The organism is Pseudocitrobacter sp. RIT415, assembly GCF_003057695.2.
GTDB classification, from domain to species: Bacteria; Pseudomonadota; Gammaproteobacteria; order Enterobacterales; family Enterobacteriaceae; genus Pseudocitrobacter; species Pseudocitrobacter faecalis.
Window position 1 is genome coordinate 21,165 of sequence record NZ_QBJC02000028.1, and the last position, 16,396, is coordinate 37,560.

Consider the following 16,396-nt stretch of genomic DNA (forward strand, 5'->3'; position numbering starts at 1 on the left):
AGTAAATATGAATACTTTTCTGGAAGCACGACTTGTCCCCGTTTTAATGCGTATTGGCAATAACGTCATTCTGGTTTCTGTGCGCAACGGCATCGCTTTTACCCTGCCGTTTATCATTGCCGGTAGCGTTTTTCTGATCATCGCCAACTTGCCGATTCCCGGCTGGAGCGATTTTCTGGGCAACTATGCCACGCTACTGGGTATCCCCGTACAGGCGACCTTTGGCGCCATTGGACTGATTGCCGCCATCGGGATCAGCTACGATTTAGCCAAACACTATAAGCTGGATGGGTTGAGCTGTACCTGCATTACCGTTGCCGTATTTTTGCTGTCTCAACTTGATGAAAACCATAAGATTAACGTCAACAATTTCGGTGCGTCCGGTCTGTTTTCCGCCATCATTTTGTCGGTGCTAACGGTCTATATTGTCCGCTTTTTTATTTCCCACAAACTCTACATAAAGATGCCAGACGGCGTTCCTCCTGCCGTGTTGCAATCTTTTGTGAGTCTGGCGCCTGCCTGTGTGTGCCTGGCGCTAATTTGGGTGGTAAGAGTGGTATTAAATTTCGACATCAATGCCTTCTTTACCGCGATTCTGAGCCCTCTGGTAATGGGCCTGGATACGCTGCCGGGCATGCTGACGCTGGTTGCACTGATCTCTCTGTTATGGTGCTGCGGCATTCATGGCACTAACGTACTGTCAGGGATTACAGGGCCGATTTTCCTCAAGTTCATCGCCGAAAACACGGAAGCGTGGCTGGCGCATCAACCCGTACCCCATATCAGCGCGGAAGGTTTCTATACCATTTTTATCTGCTCGGGCGGCTCCGGCGCGACGATGGGGTTAGTGCTGGCAATGCTGTTGTCAAAAAGCCGCTATTACAAATCCATTGGCCGCGTCTCCATCGGCCCGGCGCTGTTTTGCATCAACGAACCGGTGATATTCGGGGTGCCAATGGTGTTAAACCCGCTGATGATGCTTCCGCTTATCGCCACGCCGCTGGTCATCTGTACCTGCTCCTGGCTATTGATGTCATACGGTATTATTGGCAAACCCGTGCAGCTTGTCCCCTGGACGATGCCACCGATCCTCAACGGCTATTTCGCTACCGGAGGCAATATCCCTGCCGCCATCTGGTCGGGCTGTATGGTTATCATCTCGGCGGTGATGTACTTCCCGTTCTTTAAGATGCTGGAGAAAAAACAACTGGCACAGGAAAGTGCCGAAGTCTCTCAGTAAAAACAGTGAAAACAGGGGCGCGAGCACGCGCCCTTACGACTTCTGGTGATACACTGGCAGCCTCTTATTCACCGATGACTGCGCATTCCATGGCTGCCCGATACATTGAAATAAAAAACAGTATCAAAGACGATATTCTCAGCGGACGATATCAGGTCGGGGATAAATTGCCCTCCGAGCGAGAACTGGCGCCGGTCTATGGCGTGACCCGCGTGACGATTCAAAAATCGATGCATATGCTGGAACAGGAAGGCTTCATCGAGCGGATCCACGGTAAAGGCATGTTTGTGGCAAATACCCTCGCCGAGAATGTCTATTTCCTTAACGATGGCCCGAGCGATGCTTTTCTGGGTTTCTCACGCGAATTTGGCAGCAAAGCGAATATCACCAGCCGCCTGGTGAGCCAGCAGCTAATCACCGCACCAGAACATGTTATTAACGGCCTGAATCTTACCCGAGATGCGCAGGTTCACGCGATACGCCGCGTTCGCCTGATCGATGCGGTTCCGGTATTAGTGGAAGACTCCTGGATCGTACAGGCTGTTATTCCGGTTATTCCCGCGTCGGTGCTGGATAAAGGTTCATTGTATGAATATATTGAGCAACTCACCAACAAGAAGATTAAATTCTATAATTCGGTGATTGAGGCCAGTCTTTTTGATGAAACCCTGGCATCGCTGCTGGATGTTGCCGTGAATTCACCCATGCTTAAAGTCACGGGAACGACAAAACTGGATGATGGGAGTTTGTTTAATTATTCGTGCAGCTATAATCGCGCCGATAAATTCAGAGTCAAAAATAACTGGGTGGGTAAGTAAAAAGCGCCTGCGAGCAGGCGCTTTTTAGGGAATAAAACTTAGAAGTAATATTTAAAGCGAACGCGTGCGCCGTAACGATCGTCGTTTTCGGTGTAGCCGTCAGCATTACTATTATCGCTATTGATCATTGAGTAATATGCGCCGAGATAAACGTTGAAGTTTTTCATATTCATCACATTCGGAATCAAATAAGACGCGTGAATAGTGTGAATATCGTAGGTACCTTCGTTATAAATCCAGTCGTCATCATCGTGTTTAATCAGGCCAGCATAATCATCGATGGTGTTATGCGCATAAACGTAACCCAACTCAAAGTTTCTCCACAGGGCGTTAACCGCCGCAGTGAAATCTTTTTCGTTGTTGGCATCCAGGTATGCGGTGTTCAGGTTAACCACAATACCATTTTCTGGATCGGTTTTTTGACCGTTCCAGGTCATGGTTAAGCCATAGCCGGTACGGTCAGACTGGTCGATAATCTCGCCATTTTTTCCTTCATAACCATATGCGCCATCAACAACGTTGGATTCCATCGCCGCAGAAACCGTAAATTCATCCTGGGTATAAGCGACAACCGGACGCATATAGATAACGTTTTTCTGTTGCACCATCTCACGGCCATGGTAGGAATGTTTCCCATCATTTTCGCTATACAGAGACGTACCATCTTCAAACAGGGTGTTAAGCTCGAAGTACCAGTTATCAAGCTGTTTACTCATCAGGAAGTTACCACCGGCATCAGAACGACCGCGACCTTCTTTCATCATATAGATATAGCCGCTACCGTCGTCGTACAGATCATTGGCGGTGTTGCCTGAATGCTCAACAAAGGTATCCTGATTGAGGGGGAACATATCGTAGGCTTCGAAACGGCCAACTTTAATTTTCCAGTCGTCCTGACGACCAAAGAAGAAGACCGCATCATCGATATTGACCACACCTTCCATATCACCCAAAGGCTGAGCCGAGAAGCCAGCATAGTAACCATCACCTAACTGGCGAGTACCGTCAAAGCCAAGCAGAATACGGCCATTCAGGTTCCACTGTTCGTTGGAGTCGTCTGGCTTAAAATTACCGTTAGTTGCCGCCAACACGCCGTGCTTACTTTCAGCATCCATGTTGAATTCCACGTCGCCGTAGAATTTGATGTCGCCATACCCTGTCAACGTCAGCGTTGGTTTAGACGCATTTTTTGCCGTCTCTTCCGCAGGCTGCTGCCCATTTACAGGAGTATTTCCCTGAGCGGCCTTGATTTCTTTAATTTCAGCGGCCTGCTGTACCTGTAGCTGCTGAACTTTATTTTCTGCCTGCGTCGCACGGTTTTCGGCCGCTTCAAGACGGTTTTCCAACATCTCCAGACGCTGTTCCAGCGTCATAGAATGGGTTTTTGCTACACCTGCATTTGCCACCAACAACAGCCCAATGGCGATAGATAATGTTGTTTTCTTCATTATTCGCTTTCCTTGAGATAACTAATAATTAGCAAAACTCTGCGCGATTTTATTCATCTATTTTATATCACAGTGATGAATATTCTTTTATTAGAGTCCCGGACGCGAAATAACGTAACTACATCAATTCTTTTGATTAGGCCTTCCACGTCTCAAGAGCTAATAAATATTAGTCAAATAGTTCCTTAAGTAAACGCAAAGAACGTTGAGATCGTGAGCGAGATAACACTGAAAACAAATTTAAATAAGCGAGTGATTATTAATATTTTCTAAATTTATTAATTTTAAAATTCAATAAATAACTCATATAAATAAAATGAATTATTATTTTACTATAATAGGTGAAATATATAATTGTGCGCACAGACGTACGCACGACGAGTTAATTTTGCTCGGCGACCAGAATCGCCAGGGTATCAGGTTCCAGCGCTTTGAAGATATGTTCCTGATCGCCGGGGTAACAGATGTAATCGCCAGCGCTTAACTCTTCCGCAGCGTCCGTTAGCCCCACCAGCGCACGCCCTTGCGTCACAATGATATGTTCGACCGAACCGACAGGATGGGGTTGCGAGATACGATCGGCGCCCGGCTGCGTCGTCAGCAGGTAAATATCGCGACGCGCGCCCGGTGGGCAGGTCGCCAACAGCGTCGCCTGATAGTTCGCCTGCTCTGCCAGCACTTTCACTCCTTCGCCCCGACGAATGACCTGCGTTTTCTGCACCTGTGGTTCCAGCAGGCGGCTGAAGGGGATATCCAGCGCCACGCAGAGCGACCACAGCGTTTCCAGGCTAGGATTACCATTCCCTGCTTCGAGCTGGGAGAGCGTCGATTTCGCAATGCCGGCACGGCGAGCGATTTCCGCCAAAGACAGCCCTGTTCTCATACGCTCGCGTACCAGACTCTTTGCGATCACGCTGATTGGCTGCGTCATAATGCCACTTCCTTATCCTATTGATCGAACGGATTGATTATCTTGAAAAGCCCCTTCGTTGCGTTCATTATAATGGAAACTCGTTCGATATAGCCAACAATCATGTTTAAAAAACATTTCGGTTGCCTGAAAAGCGACACCTTAAAAGCCATATTCCTGGTCTGTCTTGCCGTCGGGATCGTCGCGGTTTCCTACGGCTCACTGGCAATGGCATACGGTTTTCCGCTATGGGTGCCGCTCATTCTTTCGCTCACCGTACTGGCGGGCGCATCTGAATTTATGTTTATCGGCATCGTTGCCAGCGGCGGCAACCCACTTGCAGCAGCCGTGGCGGGATTGTTGGTCAACGCACGTCATTTCCCGTTCGGTATCACCGTACGCGATCTGGTGGGTAAACGCATACTGAGCTTTCTCGGCTGCCACATTATGAATGATGAAAGCGTCGTTTTCGGCCTGTCACAACCGACGCCAGAACAGCGTAAAGCCGCGTTCTGGCTATGCGGGCTGGGCGTCGCTTTCGTTTGGCCGGCAGGAACGTTGCTGGGCGCGGGTGTCGGCAAACTCCTTCCCTCTCCGGAGACTATCGGCCTCGATGCCGTATTCCCGGCGATTCTGCTGGCGTTAGTGCTTCCGGCACTGAAGAAAAGTAAAACGTCGCTTATTCGCGCATCCAGCGGAGCAGCTATTTCGCTGGCTTCCGTCCCTTTCGCGCCGGTCGGCTTACCCGTCCTGCTCTCAATGCTCGGCTTACTGGCGAGGAAAAAATAATGGGTGACACCACGCTGATTATTCTTGGGATCGCTCTACTTTCTGCGGGCACCTATTTAATGCGCCTGGGCGGTGCGAAGCTGGGTGGACGTTTGCAGTTCTCTGAGCGTTCTCAGGCATTGTTATCCGATGCCGCAACCACGTTGTTATTTGCCGTGGCGCTGGCGACGACCTTTTATGAAGGGGAACATTTTGCCGGTCTGGCACGCGTTCTGGGTGTGGGATTTGCGGTATTTCTGGCGTGGCGAAAGTGCCCGTTAATCGTGGTGATTTTCGCGGCGGCGATCGTCACGGGGTTGCTGCGGTTGGCGGGAATACATTAAAAAAAAGCGCCCCGAGGGCGCTCTTTCGACAATAACGTTGGCTTATTTATTCAGTTCTGCGGTCATGTGCACGCGGTTACCGGTAAAAGCCTGAGTAATTTTGTAAGACGATGCGCCAGCCTGTTCAGCTTTTGCAGCGATTTTTGCTTCAGCGCCGTCGAGTGTGGAAGCCGTTGCGGTAACAGTCTGTGCAGCGAAAGAACCAAAAGAAGCAGACAGAGCGATAACAGCGACAAAAGTTTTGATGCTTTTCATGATATAAACCCTTTCACTTAGGTGTTTGAGTAAGGCACCGTGCCTTGATGTGATAAATGATAGGTCGATTCATCACCAACTAAAAGCGGAAGGATTTGCCAGTCTTAGTCAAAATTTTTGATTGATTATTATTCACCCGTTAATCGCTGCGGATGCGTATAAATCGTCGCTCTGCCCGGTTTGCAAAAACCCACCAGCGTCAGGTTGCAGCGTTCGGCCACTTCCACAGCAAGCGTCGTCGCGGCAGAGACGGCGAACAGGATCTCGACGCCACACATGGCGGATTTCTGCACCATCTCATAGCTGGCGCGGCTGGAAACCAGTGCGGCGCCATGCTGCCAACGATCGCCCTCTTTCGCACGATGGCCCAGCAGTTTATCCAGCGCCACATGACGGCCCACATCTTCATGCCCGCCCACCAGCTCACCCGATGGCATAACCCACGCCGCGGCATGGGTACAGCCGGTTTCGCGGCCCACCGGCTGCACATCATTTAAATGTTTGAGTGCGTGATCGAGATGTGAAAGGTCGAACGTCTGGGTAAATGGCAACGGCTTGATGGGTTTGCCTATGTCGTTGAGCTGCTCAACGCCGCAGACACCACAGCCGGTGCGCCCGGCCAGTGCGCGGCGACGTTCTTTAAGACCCATAAAACGGCGGCTGGAGAGATCGATTTGCACTTCCAGGCCGTTGCAAGCCTGGGTGACTTCGATTCCAAAAATTTCCCGTGGGTGCTCAATAATGCCTTCTGAAAGCGAAAACCCAATGGCAAAAGCTTCCAGATCTTTCGGCGTCGCCATCATCACGACGTGAGAGATGCCGTTGTAGACCAGGGCAACGGGAATTTCTTCAGCAAGAATATCCTGAGTAGGTTGCATAATCTGTGGCCTTCTGAAGACAGAACGCTCGACGGCACCGATAAGTTGCGACGATGGTTTGACTTCATCTTTAACATTAAACACGGCAATTACTCTGAACAACGACGGAAAAGGAGAGGCGTCTATTCCATCACATCCGGAGGGAATCAGGGCTTATTATGGATCAAGTTTCTGGTGCAATAACACTCAATCTTCAGTTTCGCTCATCCTTTCTTAGCAAAAACGCCGTGAAAAAATAATTACCACCAATGAGTTAACCACGTTAAACGCATGGTATTTTTTGCACGCAATTCGCTTTAAATGCGATCAACATCACAATTCAATGTTAATGCGCGCAAATTCTGTTCACTCGCCGTTAACCGCATTGGAACAAGCCTACCGAAATTGTGGTATTCTGAGTCAACGCCCTCCAGGAGCTGAGGACGCTAACTATTCAGCATCTTTGCGGCGCACGCGGCGAAGAAAAATTACAAGCAATGACAATGTCGAAACAAGGAGCGAACCATGCAGGTCAGCAGAAGGCAGTTCTTTAAGATCTGCGCTGGCGGTATGGCAGGCACCACGGCAGCAGCGCTGGGATTTGCCCCAAGCGTTGCACTGGCGGAAACGCGGCAATATAAGCTGCTGCGCACCCGTGAAACCCGTAACACCTGCACATATTGTTCCGTCGGCTGTGGGCTGTTGATGTACAGCCTCGGCGATGGCGCAAAAAACGCTAAAGCGTCCATTTTCCATATCGAAGGTGACCCGGATCATCCGGTAAACCGTGGTGCGCTCTGCCCGAAAGGCGCAGGCCTGGTGGATTTCATCCACTCCGAAAGCCGCCTGAAATTCCCGGAATATCGCGCGCCAGGCTCCGATAAATGGCAGAAAATTAGCTGGGATGAGGCATTTGACCGCATCGCGAAGCTGATGAAAGAAGACCGCGACGCCAACTACGTTGCGCAGAACGCCGAAGGCGTGACCGTTAACCGCTGGCTCTCCACCGGGATGCTGTGTGCATCCGCGTCGAGCAACGAAACCGGCTATTTAACACAGAAATTCTCCCGCGCGCTGGGTATGCTCGCGGTCGACAACCAGGCGCGTGTCTGACACGGACCAACGGTAGCAAGTCTTGCTCCAACATTTGGTCGCGGTGCGATGACCAACCACTGGGTCGACATCAAGAACGCCAACCTGATCGTGGTGATGGGCGGTAACGCCGCTGAAGCTCACCCTGTAGGGTTCCGCTGGGCGATGGAAGCGAAAATTCACAACGGCGCGAAGCTGATTGTGATCGATCCTCGTTTCACGCGTACAGCGTCGGTGGCCGACTTCTATGCGCCGATCCGTTCCGGTACTGACATTACGTTCCTGTCGGGCGTGATGCTGTACCTGCTGAACAATGAAAAATTCAACCGCGAATACACCGAAGCCTATACCAACGCCAGCCTGATCGTGCGTGAAGATTTTGGCTTTGAAGATGGCCTGTTCACTGGCTACGACGCGGAAAAACGCAAGTACGATAAAACCAGCTGGAACTATGAGCTGGATGAAAACGGCTTCGCCAAACGTGATACCACCCTGCAACACCCTCGTTGCGTGTGGAACCTGCTGAAAACGCACGTTTCCCGCTATACGCCGGACGTGGTTGAGCAGATTTGCGGTACGCCGAAAGCCGACTTCCTGAAAGTGTGTGAGTACATCGCAGAAACCAGCGCGCATGATAAAACCGCGTCGTTCCTGTATGCCCTTGGCTGGACACAGCACTCCATCGGCGCGCAGAACATCCGCACCATGGCGATGATCCAGTTGCTGCTCGGCAATATGGGCATGGCAGGCGGCGGCGTGAACGCCCTGCGCGGTCACTCCAACATTCAGGGTCTGACCGACCTTGGCCTGCTGTCACAAAGCCTGCCGGGCTACATGACGCTGCCAAGCGAGAAACAAACCGACCTGCAAACCTACCTTGCCGCCAACACGCCGAAACCGCTGCTGGAAGGTCAGGTGAACTACTGGGGCAACTATCCGAAATTCTTCGTCTCGATGATGAAAGCCTTCTTTGGCGACAAAGCGACGAAAGAGAACGACTGGGGCTTCGACCTGCTGCCTAAGTGGGACAAAGGCTACGACGTTCTGCAATATTTCGAAATGATGAACCAGGGTCTGGTGAACGGTTATATCTGCCAGGGCTTCAACCCGGTGGCGTCGTTCCCGAACAAAAATAAAGTGGTCGCGTCACTGTCGAAACTGAAGTTCCTGGTGACCATCGATCCGCTCAATACTGAGACGTCTACCTTCTGGCAGAACCACGGTGAGTCGAACGATGTCGATCCGTCGAAGATTCAGACCGAAGTGTTCCGCCTGCCATCGACCTGCTTCGCGGAAGAGAACGGCTCGATCGTCAACTCTGGTCGCTGGTTGCAGTGGCACTGGAAAGGCGCAGACGGCCCGGGCGAATCCATCACCGATGGTGAAATCCTTGCCGGTATCTTCCTGCGTCTGCGCAAGATGTATGCCGAACAGGGCGGCGCGAACCCGGAACAGGTGCTGAGCATGACGTGGAACTACTCCACGCCGCACGAGCCGAAGTCCGAAGAAGTGGCGATGGAAAGCAACGGTAAAGCGCTGGCCGATATTATCGACCCGGCAACCGGTGCGGTGTTGGTGAAAAAAGGCCAGCAACTCAGCACGTTTGCGCATCTGCGCGATGACGGCACCACCTCAAGCGGTTGCTGGATCTTCGCCGGAAGCTGGACGCCTGAAGGCAATCAGATGGCGCGTCGCGATAACGCCGACCCGTCAGGCCTCGGTAATACGCTAGGCTGGGCATGGGCGTGGCCACTCAACCGCCGCATTCTGTATAACCGTGCATCCGCTGACCCGCAGGGTAATCCGTGGGATCCAAAACGTCAGATTCTGAAATGGGATGGCGCGAAATGGGGCGGGATGGATATTCCTGACTACAGTGCCGCCGCACCTGGCAGCAACGTTGGGCCGTTCATCATGCAGCCGGAAGGGATGGGTCGCCTGTTTGCCCTCGATAAGATGGCAGAAGGTCCGTTCCCGGAACACTACGAGCCGTTTGAAACGCCGCTGGGAACCAACCCGCTGCACCCGAACGTTATCTCCAACCCTGCCGCACGTATCTTTAAAGGCGATGCTGAAGCGCTGGGTAAAGCCGATAAGTTCCCGTATGTGGGTACCACTTATCGCCTGACCGAGCACTTCCACTACTGGACCAAGCATGCGCTGCTCAATGCCATCGCACAGCCGGAACAGTTCGTGGAGATTGGCGAGAAGCTGGCGAATAAACTCGGCATTGCCCATGGCGATACCGTGAAGGTTTCCTCCAACCGTGGCTACATCAAGGCCAAGGCGGTGGTGACCAAACGTATTCGCACGCTGAAAGCGGACGGGAAAGATATCGATACCATCGGTATTCCAATCCACTGGGGCTACGAAGGGGTTGCGAAGAAAGGCTTTATCGCCAATACGTTAACGCCATTCGTCGGTGATGCGAACACGCAGACGCCGGAGTTTAAGTCCTTCCTCGTAAACGTGGAAAAGGTGTAACGGAGACGACCTATGGCTTATCAATCGCAAGATATTATCCGTCGTTCCGCGACTAACGGTTTCACCCCCGCGCCTCAGGCGCGGGACCACCAGCAGGAAGTGGCGAAGCTTATCGACGTGACCACCTGCATCGGCTGTAAAGCTTGTCAGGTGGCGTGCTCAGAGTGGAACGACATCCGTGATGAGATCGGCAGTAACGTCGGGGTGTACGACAACCCGGCGGATCTGACCGCCAAATCCTGGACGGTGATGCGTTTCTCGGAAGTGGAGCAAAACGACAAACTGGAATGGCTTATCCGCAAAGACGGCTGTATGCACTGCGCGGATCCGGGCTGCCTGAAGGCGTGTCCGGCGGAAGGCGCTATCATTCAGTATGCCAACGGCATCGTCGACTTCCAGTCTGAACAGTGTATTGGCTGCGGCTACTGCATCGCGGGCTGCCCGTTCAACGTGCCGCGACTGAACCCGGAAGACAACCGCGTCTACAAATGTACGCTGTGCGTTGACCGCGTGAACGTCGGGCAGGAACCGGCCTGTGTGAAAACCTGCCCAACCGGCGCTATCCACTTTGGTTCCAAAGAGGATATGAAAACGCTGGCGGGCGAACGCGTCGCCGAGCTGAAAACCCGTGGTTATGACAACGCCGGCCTGTACGATCCGGCAGGCGTTGGCGGTACACACGTGATGTACGTGCTGCACCACGCCGACAAGCCGAATCTGTACCACGGCCTGCCGGAAAACCCGGAAATCAGCGCCACGGTGAAATTCTGGAAAGGTATCTGGAAACCGCTGGCGGCGGTCGGTTTTGCCGCAACGTTTGCAGCGAGCATCTTCCACTACGTCGGTGTCGGCCCGAACCGTGCGGAAGAGGAAGAAGACAATCTGCATGAAGAGAAAGACGAGGTGCGCAAATGAAACGACGTGACACCATCGTGCGCTACACCGCGCCGGAACGTATCAACCACTGGGTCACCGCCTTCTGTTTCATCCTGGCGGCGGTGAGCGGGCTGGGGTTCTTTTTCCCCTCCTTCAACTGGCTGATGCAAATTATGGGGACTCCGCAACTGGCGCGTATTCTGCACCCGTTTGTGGGCGTCATCATGTTTGCCTCGTTTATCATCATGTTTTTCCGTTACTGGCACCACAATCTAATCAATCGGGATGATATCTTTTGGGCGAAGAATATTCGTAAGATCGTCGTCAACGAGGAAGTGGGTGACACCGGGCGTTATAACTTCGGCCAGAAATGCGTATTCTGGGCGGCGATTATCTTCCTGGTCCTGCTGCTGGTAAGCGGTGTGATTATCTGGCGTCCGTACTTTGCGCCTGCTTTCTCAATCCCGGTGATCCGATTTGCGTTAATGCTGCATTCATTTGCCGCAGTCGCGTTAATTGTGGTTATCATGGTGCATATCTACGCCGCCCTCTGGGTGAAAGGCACCATTACCGCGATGGTGGAAGGATGGGTTACCCGTACGTGGGCGAAGAAACATCACCCGCGCTGGTACCGTGAAGTCCGCCAGAAACAGGAAAAGTCATCTGAATGAGTATTCGCATAATCCCGCAAGATGAGCTGGGTTCGAGCGAGAAACGCACGGCGGAGTATATTCCGCCGTTGTTATTCCCCAGACTCAAGAACCTCTACAATCGCCGCGCCGATCGTCTGCGCGAGCTGGCCGAGAACAATCCGCTGGGTGATTACCTGCGCTTCGCGGCGCTGATTGCCCACGCGCAGGAAGTGGTGCTGTACGACCATCCGTTACAGATGGATCTTACCGCGCGCATTAAAGAAGCGAACGACCAGGGCAAGCCGCCGCTGGATATTCACGTTCTGCCGCGCGATAAGCACTGGCATACCCTGCTTCGCTCAATGATTGCTGAGCTGAAACCGGAAATGACCGGGCCCGCATTAGCGGTGATCGAGAATCTGGAAAAAGCGTCTGAGCAAGAACTGGAGCAGATGGCCAGCGCGCTGTTTGCATCTGACTTTGCGTCCGTGAGCAGCGATAAAGCGCCGTTCATCTGGGCGGCGTTGTCGCTCTATTGGGCGCAAATGGCCAGCCTGATCCCCGGTAAAGCCCGTGCAGAATATGGCGAACAGCGCCAATACTGCCCGGTATGCGGCTCAATGCCGGTCTCCAGCGTGGTGCAAATTGGCACGACGCAGGGCCTGCGTTATCTGCACTGCAATCTGTGTGAAACCGAGTGGCATGTGGTGCGCGTGAAATGCAGCAACTGCGAGCAGAGCCGCGATTTGCACTACTGGTCTCTTGATAACGAACAGGCAGCGATCAAAGCGGAAAGCTGTGGCGACTGCGGCACTTACCTGAAGATTCTGTACCAGGAAAAAGACCCGAAAGTGGAAGCCGTCGCCGACGACCTCGCCTCACTGGTACTGGATGCGCGAATGGAGCAAGAAGGGTTCGCCCGCAGCTCTATTAACCCGTTCCTGTTCCCGGGAGAGGGAGAGTAAACTTTCTGCATTATCGGGCGGCGAAAGTCGCCCGATTTCGGACCATCACGAAACTCCTGTACAGGCGGCACAATACCGCTTTCACATGAGTTCTGAATGCCTCTGTTTTCTGCTTGCCATATCTTTCACTTCCTTATCGACTCAGCGCCTGAATAACATGCTGTGGATCGTTAGCAATCGCACGCAGCAATGCTTTCGCGGGCCCGGTAGGCGAACGGCGACCTTGTTCCCAGTTACGCAGAGTATCTACACTGACGGATATCAGTTCAGCAAACTTAGATTGAGATAAACCAGATGCATGACGAATCTCTTTAATTTTAAGCGCATCAATGTGAAAAACCCTGGAAGGTTTACGCTCACCAGCAACAATCTCATTCATCTGAGCCATGCTTTGGGCTAACCGCTCAAACAACGCTTTATCCATCTACCACCTCGCATTTAACATTCGCAGCATCGCCTTTTCCTGGGCGGTAAGATCATCTTTAATTCCTTTTTTATAGATTAGGAGGAATCGGATCTCACTTTCTGAAGCGCGATAATAATAAATAACGCGCACGCCGCCCCGCTTTCCTGTTCGCTCCGCTACCCACCGAATTTTTCGCAAACCGCCCGTTTCTGGAATGATGTCGCCATGATGAGGATTCAATGTAAGAAAAATCTGGAGACGACCGTATTCATCGTCATTCAATAGCTTTTGAACATCTTCAGTAAAAAAATCCGTTTCGATGAAGATCATAATAATACGCCATTGGCTTAGAGTGACAACCATTTAATGTACGCCATTGACGCACACCATTCATTGAATAGCCTACCGCCCTGGAACCAGCAAAACCACATTCCCGCGCTCACTATTTCCCTTCTGCGAGCCGCTTTCCAAAATTCATACTTATCGCCTTTCCCCTCTTCCCATCAGCGAAAAGCCAGCGTATAAACTGTACATTCATACAGCAAAAAGGATTTCAACATGGTGCTGGAAAAAGGTATCGCTGAGCAGGTTGAGGCGTTTATTGCCGCGGGCCGCCCGTCTGCTCGACAGCAGAGTATTGATGAACGGAGGGCGGGCTATCTCGCCAGTACGGCCCTGGCGGGTGAAACAGAGTCATTCGTCTCTATCCAAACCATTGAGCTGGAAGCGATGACGTTTCGTGTCTATTCACCACTACAAAGCCCGGCCCATCTCCCGACGGTTATTTACTACCACGGCGGCTGTTTTATCAGCGGTGGCTTTGCAACTCACGATAATCAACTGCGCCAGTTGGCGGTGCTTGGTGGATGCCGGGTGATTGCCGTTCAGTATCGGTTAGCGCCTGAGTACACCTTTCCCGCTGCGCATGATGACGCACAGCGGGGAGCGGAGCTGGTGTGGGAACATGCCGGGTTATTTGGCATTGATAAAGACCGCGTTACCCTTGCTGGCGACAGCGCTGGCGGGCATCTGGCGCTGGTCACGGCGCTGAGACTCAAAGCAGCCGGTAGCTGGCGACCCAGGCAGCTTATCCTGATTTATCCCATGGTGGATGCAACAGCGCACTTCGAAAGCTATGTTCGCAACGGAAAGGATTACATCATCACCCGCGATACACTGCTTAGCGGCTATGAAATCTATCTACCGGGAGTGGATCGGCGCCATCCGGAGGCCAGCCCGCTGTGGCGAGACGATTTCGGCGGCCTGCCGCCCGTGCATATCATCACGGCGGAATTTGATCCGCTGTGTGATGAAGGAAAAGCGCTGTACCAGCGAATGACGGAACAGGGCGTGGTGTGCACCTGTCAGCAGTATCTTGGGGTGATTCATGGCTTTTTCCAGCTGGGTGGGGTAAGTCGTGCCGCGAGGGATGCGGTAAGGGATGTGGCGTATCGTGTGGGGAGATAATTCCGGATACAGACTTCATTCTGTTTTCATCTTGAAAACTATGCACTCTGCGCTAAAATGTTTTCAGGTTGAAAACTTCAGTAGGGAAACTGAAGCATGCACGTCATCAGCCGAAAGCCTTTCAATGAGGCAATAGAGCATTTTCCGCATTGCGCTCAATCGATCGCTGATTTACTGAATGTGCTCGAAAAAAGAACCTTCAGTACACCGCTCGAAATGCGTGAGCAGCTCACTTCACTGGATAACTTTAAATACAGAAACAAATGGTGGGTCATTGATATCGCCGGTAATCATCTGAGACTCATTGCCTACATTGATTTCAGGTTTCAGAAGCTTTTCGTAAAGCATATTGTCACCCATCTGGAATATGAAAGACTGAATCACTTCTACCGAGGTCATAAAGAATGAAGATGAGACATACTCAGATGCTGAATAAACAACATGCCGAGGAACTGGTGAACGCCTTTATGCTGGCATTACAGTCCATTCCCTTAATGGGAGAGACCTGTAGTGAGAGGGAATACCTTAAGGCGTTAGAACTCATAGAGTTTCTTGTTGATCAAGACCAGATCGATACCCCTTTATTTGAGCTACTTTCGTCAAGAATAGGTGAGTACGAGCGGAGTGCCCCTGAATTTTCCCATCTCAATGAAATGTTGGACAATACGCTTACCGGTGTTGCGATGCTACGTACGCTGATGGATCAACACGGGCTTAAACCCGCTGATTTAACCCGCGAGTTAGGTTCAAAATCCAATATCAGCAATATCCTTAATGGACGCAGATCGCTAACCGTCCGGCATATAAAAGCACTTTCAGAACGCTTTAAACTCCCTGCCGAAACCTTTATCGATTAAGGCTACTCCTCCTCATTCCCCCCTTCTTCATACGCACCAAACGGCTTCGCGGGAAGCACAATGAAAGTCCCGTCAAACACGGCCCCGAGTTTGTCATCACCGGACAGCTCCACCAGCAACTGCACGCGCGCTTTACGGCCTCGCGCTAATCGGTCCAGATCGCCGCTCAGTGAACCGAGATCGGCCACCGCCTGCGGTTTACCGCTGATGGGATGGCTGTAACGGATATGCGCATCGGCAAGGATGATAGTGCCGCCCAGGTGTCGTTCACGCAGCATCAGCCAGATAAGGCCCCAACCGGTAAGCGTTGCCAGCGAAAACAAGCTTCCGGCAAACAGTGTATGGTGCGGATTTTGATTGCCCGTCTCCGGCATGGTGGTGATAAATTTCTGCCCGGTATACTGCTGAATGCGCACGCCCATTTTTTCACTGAGGGGGATATGCTCATACCAGGCCTGCTGAAGCTGCCCACACCAGTCGCCGCGATGCAGAATGTCATCCAGCGAAGCCACCGGTTTGATCATCAGAAAATGGCGAATGGGCGTAGTGGTGGGCGTAGTGATTTCGCCCTGATTCACAAACCCCAGTTTGGCAAAGAACTCAACCGCATCTTCACGCGCGCTACAGGTTACGCGCTTCACACCTTCCTGACGTGCGACGGACTCCAGCGTCATCGCCATCAGCGTGCCGAGGCCCTTATCCTGCACGGACGGATGCACCGCCATAAAACGAATCGAGGCTTCAAAATCAGCATTGATGTAGAGCCGCCCGATCGCGACCAGATTGCCCTCTTCATCCACTACCATTTGGTGGTGAGCCATCGCATCCCAGGCGTCACGCTCAGAACCTTTCGGCTGATGAAGGGGTTTACGCAACATCTCCCAGCGGAACTGATAGTAGCGGTCTAACTCTTCTTCCGTTTGCGGCACTCGAAGGTGATACATAGCTGCACTCTCTTTTGTCGCCCGTAACCTCAC

At 52.1% G+C, this 16,396-nt stretch carries 18 protein-coding genes; 11 read left to right on the plus strand and 7 right to left on the minus strand.

The annotated features are described in order from the left end of the window. Positions 1-7 precede the first annotated feature (7 nt). A complete protein-coding gene (locus DBY68_RS20625; protein ID WP_108477061.1) occupies positions 8-1,240 on the plus strand; it encodes a PTS transporter subunit EIIC in 1,233 nt (410 codons plus the stop codon). 89 nt (positions 1,241-1,329) lie between these two features. Then, positions 1,330-2,058 (plus strand): GntR family transcriptional regulator, encoded by a 729-nt coding sequence (locus DBY68_RS20630; protein ID WP_108477090.1) that lies wholly within the window; start codon positions 1,330-1,332, stop codon positions 2,056-2,058. A gap of 38 nt (positions 2,059-2,096) precedes the next feature. Here the strand turns inward: DBY68_RS20630 and DBY68_RS20635 are convergent, their stop codons facing one another. Both DBY68_RS20635 and DBY68_RS20640 read right to left on the minus strand, forming a co-directional pair. Further along, complete coding sequence (locus DBY68_RS20635; RefSeq protein WP_108477062.1) at positions 2,097-3,506, minus strand: carbohydrate porin; 1,410 nt, start codon at positions 3,504-3,506, stop codon at positions 2,097-2,099. A gap of 382 nt (positions 3,507-3,888) precedes the next feature. Further along, positions 3,889-4,437, minus strand: coding sequence for an XRE family transcriptional regulator (locus DBY68_RS20640; RefSeq protein ID WP_108477063.1), 549 nt, complete (start codon positions 4,435-4,437; stop codon positions 3,889-3,891). Between the two features lie 102 nt (positions 4,438-4,539). Between DBY68_RS20640 and DBY68_RS20645 the strand changes: the two genes are divergently transcribed. Together DBY68_RS20645 and DBY68_RS20650 are read left to right on the plus strand one after the other, a co-directional pair. Beyond that, positions 4,540-5,205: an AzlC family ABC transporter permease gene (locus DBY68_RS20645; RefSeq protein ID WP_108477064.1), complete on the plus strand. Its 666-nt coding sequence runs from the start codon at positions 4,540-4,542 to the stop codon at positions 5,203-5,205. After that, on the plus strand, positions 5,205-5,528 hold the full coding sequence (locus DBY68_RS20650) for an AzlD domain-containing protein (RefSeq protein ID WP_108477065.1): 324 nt from the start codon (positions 5,205-5,207) through the stop codon (positions 5,526-5,528). The genes DBY68_RS20645 and DBY68_RS20650 overlap by 1 nt, the downstream gene beginning before the upstream one ends. 42 nt (positions 5,529-5,570) lie before the next feature. On the opposite strand, the gene DBY68_RS20655 is transcribed toward DBY68_RS20650, so the two are convergent. Both DBY68_RS20655 and fdhD read right to left on the minus strand, forming a co-directional pair. Next, complete coding sequence (locus tag DBY68_RS20655) at positions 5,571-5,783, minus strand: YdgH/BhsA/McbA-like domain containing protein (protein WP_108477066.1); 213 nt, start codon at positions 5,781-5,783, stop codon at positions 5,571-5,573. A gap of 128 nt (positions 5,784-5,911) precedes the next feature. Continuing rightward, positions 5,912-6,745, minus strand: coding sequence for a formate dehydrogenase accessory sulfurtransferase FdhD (fdhD, locus tag DBY68_RS20660; RefSeq protein WP_108477067.1), 834 nt, complete (start codon positions 6,743-6,745; stop codon positions 5,912-5,914). A 420-nt stretch (positions 6,746-7,165) separates the two neighbouring features. Here fdhD and fdnG point away from each other — a divergent pair, with 420 nt between their 5' ends. From fdnG to fdhE, 4 genes are read left to right on the plus strand one after another with little or no spacing between them, the layout of a single operon-like run. After that, the gene (gene fdnG, locus DBY68_RS20670) at positions 7,166-10,216 is read left to right on the plus strand and encodes a formate dehydrogenase-N subunit alpha (protein WP_144052279.1); all 3,051 of its coding nucleotides are present in this window, start codon (positions 7,166-7,168) and stop codon (positions 10,214-10,216) included. 12 nt (positions 10,217-10,228) lie between these two features. After that, positions 10,229-11,131, plus strand: coding sequence for a formate dehydrogenase subunit beta (gene fdxH / locus DBY68_RS20675; protein WP_108477068.1), 903 nt, complete (start codon positions 10,229-10,231; stop codon positions 11,129-11,131). Beyond that, entirely contained in the window at positions 11,128-11,763 is a 636-nt protein-coding gene (fdoI, locus tag DBY68_RS20680) for a formate dehydrogenase cytochrome b556 subunit (RefSeq protein WP_015966543.1), read from the plus strand. Before fdxH ends, fdoI begins: the two co-directional genes overlap by 4 nt. Beyond that, the gene (gene fdhE, locus DBY68_RS20685; protein WP_108477069.1) at positions 11,760-12,689 is read left to right on the plus strand and encodes a formate dehydrogenase accessory protein FdhE; all 930 of its coding nucleotides are present in this window, start codon (positions 11,760-11,762) and stop codon (positions 12,687-12,689) included. The genes fdoI and fdhE overlap by 4 nt, the downstream gene beginning before the upstream one ends. A 133-nt stretch (positions 12,690-12,822) precedes the next feature. Here the strand turns inward: fdhE and nadS are convergent, their stop codons facing one another. Both nadS and DBY68_RS20695 read right to left on the minus strand, forming a co-directional pair. Then, positions 12,823-13,113, minus strand: coding sequence for a NadS family protein (gene nadS / locus DBY68_RS20690; protein ID WP_015966547.1), 291 nt, complete (start codon positions 13,111-13,113; stop codon positions 12,823-12,825). After that, a complete protein-coding gene (locus DBY68_RS20695) occupies positions 13,114-13,425 on the minus strand; it encodes a type II toxin-antitoxin system RelE/ParE family toxin (RefSeq protein ID WP_108477091.1) in 312 nt (103 codons plus the stop codon). Between the two features lie 228 nt (positions 13,426-13,653). On the opposite strand from DBY68_RS20695, the gene DBY68_RS20700 reads away from it, so the two are divergent. From DBY68_RS20700 to DBY68_RS20710, 3 genes are all read left to right on the plus strand, one after another. After that, positions 13,654-14,562 carry an alpha/beta hydrolase gene (locus DBY68_RS20700; RefSeq protein WP_108477070.1) on the plus strand — a complete coding sequence of 303 codons (909 nt, stop codon included), beginning with the start codon at positions 13,654-13,656 and terminating at the stop codon, positions 14,560-14,562. Positions 14,563-14,658: 96 nt separating this feature from the next. Beyond that, positions 14,659-14,970, plus strand: coding sequence for a type II toxin-antitoxin system HigB family toxin (locus DBY68_RS20705; protein WP_108477071.1), 312 nt, complete (start codon positions 14,659-14,661; stop codon positions 14,968-14,970). Positions 14,971-14,972: 2 nt separating this feature from the next. Further along, positions 14,973-15,419 carry a helix-turn-helix domain-containing protein gene (locus DBY68_RS20710; protein ID WP_199538680.1) on the plus strand — a complete coding sequence of 149 codons (447 nt, stop codon included), beginning with the start codon at positions 14,973-14,975 and terminating at the stop codon, positions 15,417-15,419. A gap of 2 nt (positions 15,420-15,421) precedes the next feature. Here DBY68_RS20710 and fabY read toward each other — a convergent pair whose 3' ends face one another. Then, positions 15,422-16,363, minus strand: coding sequence for a fatty acid biosynthesis protein FabY (gene fabY, locus DBY68_RS20715; protein WP_158529134.1), 942 nt, complete (start codon positions 16,361-16,363; stop codon positions 15,422-15,424). Positions 16,364-16,396 lie beyond the last annotated feature (33 nt).

What these genes read in the sequence shown, in the direction of transcription:
- DBY68_RS20710 (WP_199538680.1), top strand. Translation starts at nt 14,973, where the DNA reads ATGAGACATACTCAGATGCTGAATAAACAACATGCCGAGGAACTGGTG.
- DBY68_RS20635 (WP_108477062.1), bottom strand. Translation starts at nt 3,506, where the DNA reads ATGAAGAAAACAACATTATCTATCGCCATTGGGCTGTTGTTGGTGGCA.
- DBY68_RS20700 (WP_108477070.1), top strand. Translation starts at nt 13,654, where the DNA reads ATGGTGCTGGAAAAAGGTATCGCTGAGCAGGTTGAGGCGTTTATTGCC.
- DBY68_RS20650 (WP_108477065.1), top strand. Translation starts at nt 5,205, where the DNA reads ATGGGTGACACCACGCTGATTATTCTTGGGATCGCTCTACTTTCTGCG.
- fdoI (WP_015966543.1), top strand. Translation starts at nt 11,128, where the DNA reads ATGAAACGACGTGACACCATCGTGCGCTACACCGCGCCGGAACGTATC.
- fabY (WP_158529134.1), bottom strand. Translation starts at nt 16,363, where the DNA reads ATGTATCACCTTCGAGTGCCGCAAACGGAAGAAGAGTTAGACCGCTAC.
- DBY68_RS20640 (WP_108477063.1), bottom strand. Translation starts at nt 4,437, where the DNA reads ATGACGCAGCCAATCAGCGTGATCGCAAAGAGTCTGGTACGCGAGCGT.
- DBY68_RS20695 (WP_108477091.1), bottom strand. Translation starts at nt 13,425, where the DNA reads ATGATCTTCATCGAAACGGATTTTTTTACTGAAGATGTTCAAAAGCTA.
- DBY68_RS20630 (WP_108477090.1), top strand. Translation starts at nt 1,330, where the DNA reads ATGGCTGCCCGATACATTGAAATAAAAAACAGTATCAAAGACGATATT.
- nadS (WP_015966547.1), bottom strand. Translation starts at nt 13,113, where the DNA reads ATGGATAAAGCGTTGTTTGAGCGGTTAGCCCAAAGCATGGCTCAGATG.
- DBY68_RS20655 (WP_108477066.1), bottom strand. Translation starts at nt 5,783, where the DNA reads ATGAAAAGCATCAAAACTTTTGTCGCTGTTATCGCTCTGTCTGCTTCT.
- fdhE (WP_108477069.1), top strand. Translation starts at nt 11,760, where the DNA reads ATGAGTATTCGCATAATCCCGCAAGATGAGCTGGGTTCGAGCGAGAAA.
- DBY68_RS20705 (WP_108477071.1), top strand. Translation starts at nt 14,659, where the DNA reads ATGCACGTCATCAGCCGAAAGCCTTTCAATGAGGCAATAGAGCATTTT.
- fdxH (WP_108477068.1), top strand. Translation starts at nt 10,229, where the DNA reads ATGGCTTATCAATCGCAAGATATTATCCGTCGTTCCGCGACTAACGGT.
- DBY68_RS20645 (WP_108477064.1), top strand. Translation starts at nt 4,540, where the DNA reads ATGTTTAAAAAACATTTCGGTTGCCTGAAAAGCGACACCTTAAAAGCC.
- DBY68_RS20625 (WP_108477061.1), top strand. Translation starts at nt 8, where the DNA reads ATGAATACTTTTCTGGAAGCACGACTTGTCCCCGTTTTAATGCGTATT.